We start from the raw sequence: 6,721 nt of genomic DNA on the forward strand, positions 1-6,721 counted from the left end.
TTCATGTACTGCACCAACTTTAAATTCGTTGAGGATACTCTCCCAGCGCATTAAGGACACTTCATTACTAGCAATCCATTCATCCAGTGCTTTCATTACATCGAGTTCTTCTGGTGCACAAGTACAATTCAATACTTGCGCAGTGAGTTGACGCTGCTGCCAGTCTAAATCTTCACGGAATGCAGCGCGAGCTAGTGCTTGCCAGTTGTTATCCACCGCTTGACCGTTAATCTGTTTTAAGAACCAGTGCAGTGATAAACGATCACCTAAGTTAAAGTAAAGCTTAGCTGTCTGAGCAACAGTCTTACCTTTATCACGTGCCACTGTGGATATATCCAGTGCTGAGTACAGGCTTGATAAACGAGCAACGTAATTCGCCAGTTCTGAGTTAATGCCTTTATCAATCCAGACTTGAGCCATGGCATTATGCTCTGCAACCTCTTCAGCAACGAGCATATTATCTAGTTCAGCGGAAACGGCATTGACGTCAGTTTGATAAAGCGCAATCAAATCTTTGACCGATTGTTTACCTGAACGATTACGCAGCAACCAACGAGATAAGCGGCGTAAGGTTCGGCGTACTAAGAAAATCACATCGTACTGTGCATCGGCTTCTGCTTTATTGTCGAGTAAACGAACCTGCTCAAGAACACGGCCTAAACCATAGATTTCTCTTGCCGCAGTGTAAGCATTGGCAATATCGACAACATTCGCACCAGTCTCTTCTTGAAGACGGGTCACGAAATTACATCCCATTTCGTTCACCATCTGATTGGCCAGAGCCGTAGCAATGATCTCTGCACGAAGTGGGTGTTGTTGCATGTGCTGAGAATAGTTACGACGTAACTCCGTAGGGAAATAGTTGATCAACTGCTGTGAATGGAATTCATCGTGTGAAATCTCTTCACAAGCCAATTCCTCTTTCAACACCATTTTGCCGTATGCCACTAATACCGATAGCTCCGGACGGGTTAATGCAAATCCCTGCTTCTCACGCTCAAGCAAAGTTTCATCATCTGGAATGTATTCCAATGCTCGGTCAAGGTGCCCTGCTTTTTCCATTGCATGGATGAAACGAATTTGCTCTTTAACTAACGATACACCCTGTTGCTCAGTGACAGAAATAGCTTCAGATTGAGCGTAAGCATCTTCAATAACGATGCCTCCTACTTCGTCTTCCATCGACTCTAAGATCTGATTACGTTGTTTGACGGTAAGATCACCATTCGCCACCAAGCCATTCAAGAAGATCTTAATATTAACTTCATTATCCGAGCAATCGACGCCGCCAACGTTATCAACAAAGTCGGTATTAACACGACCACCAGTTAATGCATACTCAACACGTCCAAGTTGAGTCATACCTAAGTTACCGCCTTCACCGATCACTTTTGTGCGAAGATCGCGTCCATCAATTCTTAGAGCATCGTTACCACGGTCACCCACATCAGAATGGCTCTCTTTCGATGATTTAACATAGGTGCCGATGCCGCCGTTCCACAGAAGATCCACTTCCATTTTCAAGATCATTTTAATCAGCTCATTAGGCGCAACAGAAGCCTTCTTAGTGCCGATCATTTTTTGAATTTCAGGCGTTAAGGTGATCGATTTCGCTTTGCGAGAGAAGATACCACCACCTTTTGAGATCAACTTTGCGTTGTAATCTTCCCAGCTAGATCGTGGCGTGTTGAATAAGCGATTGCGCTCTTCCCAACTTTTTGCTGAATTTGGTGTTGGATCGATGAAAATATGCAAATGGTTAAACGCTGCTTGCAAACAGATGTGTTTAGACAGCAGCATACCATTACCGAACACATCTCCAGCCATATCGCCAATGCCAATCGCTGTGAAATCTGTGGTTTGGCAATTAATGCCCATCTCACGGAAGTGGCGCTTGACTGACTCCCATCCCCCTTTTGCTGTAATCCCCATGGCTTTATGGTCGTAACCATTTGAACCACCAGAAGCAAAAGCGTCACCTAGCCAGAAATTGTATTCTGCTGACACTGAGTTAGCCAAATCGGAAAATGTTGCTGTCCCTTTATCCGCGGCTACAACTAAGTAAGGGTCATCTTCATCATGACGAACGACATTCTTAGGTGGAACGACTTCACCTTCAATAATATTGTCGGAAACATCGAGTAATGCACGAATAAAACGTTTATAGCAGCGTTGTCCCTCGGCAAAGATCTCATCACGCGTGGTAAACATGTGCTGTTTCTTACACACAAAACCACCTTTTGCTCCCACAGGAACAATAACGGTATTTTTTACCTGTTGCGCTTTCACTAACCCTAAAATCTCGGTACGGAAATCTTCTTGGCGATCAGACCAACGTAATCCGCCACGTGCTACTTTACCACCACGTAAATGAACACCTTCAATATCAGGCGCATAAACGAAGATTTCGAAAGCCGGCACAGGAGCTGGAATTTCAGAAATCTCTTTCGGTTTCATTTTTAAAGAAAGCCAAGGTTTGATCTGATTGTTTTCATCCAACTGGAAGTAGTTAGTACGGATCGTCGCACTGATCATCTCCATATAACGACGAATAATACGATCATCATCCAAGCTATCAACACGATCTAACTCTTCAGTAATAGCGTTGATAAGATCCGTTTGTCCTTTTTGAGCCCCTTTGTGTTTAGGATCAAACCGCTTTAAGAATAGTTCCACCAGCCCTTTTGCTACATCTGGATAATGGCTGAGTGTATCTTCAATATATTGTTGACTGAATGGGAAACCCACTTGGCGCATGTAACGCGCATAAGCACGAAGAATCGATACTTCGCGCCCAGTTAATGAAGCACCGAGTACTAGTCGGTTGAAGCCATCACTCTCTAATTCACCAGCCCAAATAGCCGCAAATGCTTGTTGAAAACGATCTCTCGCTTCTCGAAGATCGACACTCTTATCGCTCTTATGCAGCATTGAGAAATCTAAGATCCAATACGTTTGTCCATTTAACTTGCGTACTTCATAAGGTGACTCTCCGATCACCCTCAGTCCTAAGTTTTCCAACATCGGCATCACATCAGAAAGATGGATTGGCTCGTCACGGTGATAGAGTTTTAACCGCACCGCTTTTGAATCGGCCGCTTCTTCTTGTGGGCGATAGAACAACATGCCGAGTTTGTGCTCTTCATCTAAGGCTTCCAATCGCTGGATATCATCCACCGCTGAACCCGGCATCATGTCTTCTTTGTAAGAACGAGGGAATGCACGCATGTATTCTTTCGATAATGGCAGTCCTTTACTCTCTCCAAAGTTTGCTACGATCGCATCTGATAAACGATCATCCCAAGTTGATGATGCTTCCATTAAATTCTGCTCTACCGTTTTTACATCGACATCCATATTGTTGTTATCAACACGTACGATGTAGTGTGTTCTTGCCAATGGGCTTTCTGAAAAATAAGTGGTGAACTCAACATCTTGCTCACAACCAAAGTACTGTTTGAAAATTCGTTGCGTTTGGCGGCGAAGCTCGGTGTTATAGCGCTCTTTGGTCACATAGACCATACAGCTGAAGAAACGACCAAACGGGTCTTTACGAACAAACAGACGCAGCAAATCCCTATCTTGCATTTGCACTACGCCCATCCCAACTTCTAACATCTCTTCTTCACGTGCTTGCAGTAACTCATCACGAGGATAGTTTTCTAGAATATTGTGCAGCGCTTTATAGGAATACGAGCCTGCACGATAACCGCTGGCTTTTAGGATACGTTCTACTTTTTCGCGGATCAGCGGAATAGTTTCGACACTTTGGTTGTACACCGCCGAGGTATATAGGCCAGTGAAACGATGTTCACCGATCACTTTACCTACTTTGTCGAACTTTTTAACGCCGATATAATCGGTATAAGCTGGGCGGTGGATACGTGATTGGGTATTGCCTTTAGTGACAATCAATAAAAAAGGCTTTTTGGCTTCAAGGCGCGCGGAATCAGGAAAGTCAGATAATTTTACGCTGCGTACACGTTTTGAATCAGAAAATAAACCCAACCCTTTTTCTGCTGTTGGTCTCAGTTCAGTATCGCCTTCGACCGTCACGAGGTCGTATTCTTTGTACCCCATGAAAGTGAAATTATGATTTCCCATCCACTTTAAGAATTTGATGGTTTCTTCGTAACGATCACTTTCTACAGGAATGAATTCTTTTTGTGTCTCCAATTGCGCAATCACTTGCACCAGTTTTTCTGACATTGGTTGCCAGTCTTGCACCACTAAAGCTGTATCGCTCAAAATACTAAGCAACTCATTTTTCAACTGTGTCATCGCTTCTTTGCTACTAAGGCGGTCGACTTCAATATGAAAAAGAGATTGCAGAACACCCTCACCTTGGTTTACCGAAGTAATAACACCGTTATCGGTGCGCGAGATTTGCGTTGGACCATTGAGCATGAGGTGTGACGATAAATCCAAACGGCTGAGCGCCATTTTAATGGAGTCCACAAGAAACGGACTATCAGGGATTACTATTTCAACAATCGTGTGCGTTGACTGCCAACCTTGGCGGCTTACTGTCGGGTTAAATACCCGCACTGAACGCTCCTCTGGGTTTTTCTCGTTAATATGGTGCCATAGGCTAACTATTGCACCATATAAGTCAGATTCATTACGTTCAGTCAGATCATCTTTCGAAATGTTACTAAATAGATGTTGAGCAAGTTGGGTCACGAGCGGTTGATGAGCAAGATCGAGTTTGTCTTGAATCAGTTTGTACACTTTTTCAAGCAGAACTGGCACTAAAGTTTCACGCGCAGTCATAGTAGACTCCAAGATTATTATTTTTGTAGGGTATGCGGTAAGCATAGCGCTTACCATTGGTAATGCTTGCTTTATTGTAAAAGCTTTATTGACAAATAGTTAACAGTTTTAGGGCAGGTATGAGGTGAAATGTTTGAGAATGTGATTAAGATTCCTATTTAAATATCTAGAAAATCAGCGGCTCACAGAGTTTCTAACTTTACAAACTTGTTATTTTGGTCAGTTGTCAGCCGAAATCGACCTTTTACTCCAATTTGGCTAAGAAATGGACGAAATCGAGACGCGGGTAGCTGAAGGCGTAAACCTTGATCTGTGTAGACTTGTACAGAGCTTGCTACACCAGAATAGTGCGCTAAGTAAGTTTGATAAGAAATATTGAGAGTAAAATAGTATTGCTTCATAGCCGTTAACCAAAATAGAGCGAGGAGACGTATCTATCACCTCGCTCTTAGTAGAGTTAAGATCCTTAAGATTCGAGCGCTTTTGTTACTTTTTCAAAGAGATCCCGAGCTAAATTATCCATTGACTTCAAAGTCTCCAACTCCGATTTCATCATTGCTTGACGAGTTTCATCGTAGAGCCTGAATTTAAGTAAAGGATCAATTAAACGCGACGCAACTTGGGGATTACTATCATTGAGTTCACGCAGTATCTGCCCTGCAAAACGGTATCCCTCACCCGATTTTGCATGGAAATTAACTGGGTTTGCGCTGAGGAATGAACCAATTAAACTACGAGTACGATTTGGATTTTTTAAGCTAAATGCTTCATGTTTCATGGTTTGTTGAATGGTATCCAAAACACTTGGCGCGGGGTTCGTCCCTTGCAGTGCAAACCATTTATCCATCACTAATCCATCGTGTTTCCATTTATTGCTGTAATCATCCATCAGTGCTTGACGGCACATAAGCTGTGCACTATTCGCAGCGCTCATAGCGGCGATGGTGTCAGTCATGTTGTTGGCGCTGTGATACTGAGCCAGCACCAAATCATTGCCTTGGTCGGTATAAGCTAAATAAGCAAGGCAAGTATTGCGCAATGCTCGTTCACCAATTGCACTGTGTTCAATGCTGTATGCTGTCTGTTTTAAACTGTGGTAAACCGCATTGAGCTCATCTTGCAATGCGTTAGCAAGCTGTACTTTCATCGCTTTAAGTACGGTCGCTATGGCATCAACATCCACACGTTTATACCAACCTGAAACCTCATTATGGCTAGGCAATGAGAGCATTTCCGCAATAAAAGCAGGCTCTAGAGCCTCACTCAGTAACACACCACGGAATGCATCAACTACCGATTCAGGCAAATCCGCCGCCTTACCCGACTGCACTCCAAACACATTGCTACGGATATATTTGGCTAACAACATTTGGCCTGCATCCCAGCGAGCAAATTCGTTACGAGCATTGACCATCAAGAAGATAAGCTCATCATCACTGTAGTCATACTCCAGTTTCACTGGTGCTGAAAATTCGCGCAACAAGGAAGGGATCGGTTTCTCTGGCACATTTTCAAACACGAAGGTCTGCTTGGCCTGTGTTACGTTCAGTACATTAGAGATTCGCTTTCCGTTACATTGTAACTCAATTGCATCACCATGAGCGGTGTATAACTCAACATCAAAAGGAATATGCAGCGCTGCTTTCTCTTTTTGCTCGTGCGTTGGTTCGGTTGTTTGCTCTACGGTTAAGGCATAGGTTTTCTGTTGTGCGTCATATTCAGTGCTCACTGAAACAATCGGTGTACCAGATTGGCTATACCATAAACGGAATTGGGTAAGATCGACGCCAGAAGCATCTTCCATCGCTGCAACAAAATCTTCGCAGGTAGCGGCAGTGCCGTCATGACGCTCAAAATAGAGCTTCATCCCTTTTTGGAAATTCGTTTCACCCAATAACGTATGCATCATACGAATCACTTCACTGCCTTTTTCATAGACAGTTAATGT

Annotated in this window: 3 protein-coding genes; all 3 read right to left on the reverse strand. The window is 43.5% G+C overall.

Annotation, left to right across the window (positions count from 1 at the left end):
- The coding region (locus tag B9J84_RS11715) for an NAD-glutamate dehydrogenase (RefSeq protein WP_094124191.1) at nt 1-4,773 on the reverse strand (4,773 nt) is incomplete at its 3' end.
- Nucleotides 4,774-4,955: 182 nt separating this feature from the next.
- Nucleotides 4,956-5,174 carry a DUF2835 domain-containing protein gene (locus B9J84_RS11720; RefSeq protein ID WP_013856912.1) on the reverse strand — a complete coding sequence of 73 codons (219 nt, stop codon included), beginning with the start codon at nt 5,172-5,174 and terminating at the stop codon, nt 4,956-4,958.
- Between the two features lie 65 nt (nt 5,175-5,239).
- Nucleotides 5,240-6,721: DUF3458 domain-containing protein (locus B9J84_RS11725; protein ID WP_143698860.1), on the reverse strand; the 1,482-nt coding region annotated here is incomplete at its 5' end.

This window comes from Vibrio sp. V03_P4A6T147, assembly GCF_002241085.1.
Classification (GTDB): domain Bacteria; phylum Pseudomonadota; class Gammaproteobacteria; order Enterobacterales; family Vibrionaceae; genus Vibrio; species Vibrio anguillarum.

Excerpts from the sequence above, each read along its gene's own strand:
- B9J84_RS11720 (WP_013856912.1), bottom strand. The coding sequence starts at position 5,174 with ATGAAGCAATACTATTTTACTCTCAATATTTCTTATCAAACTTACTTA.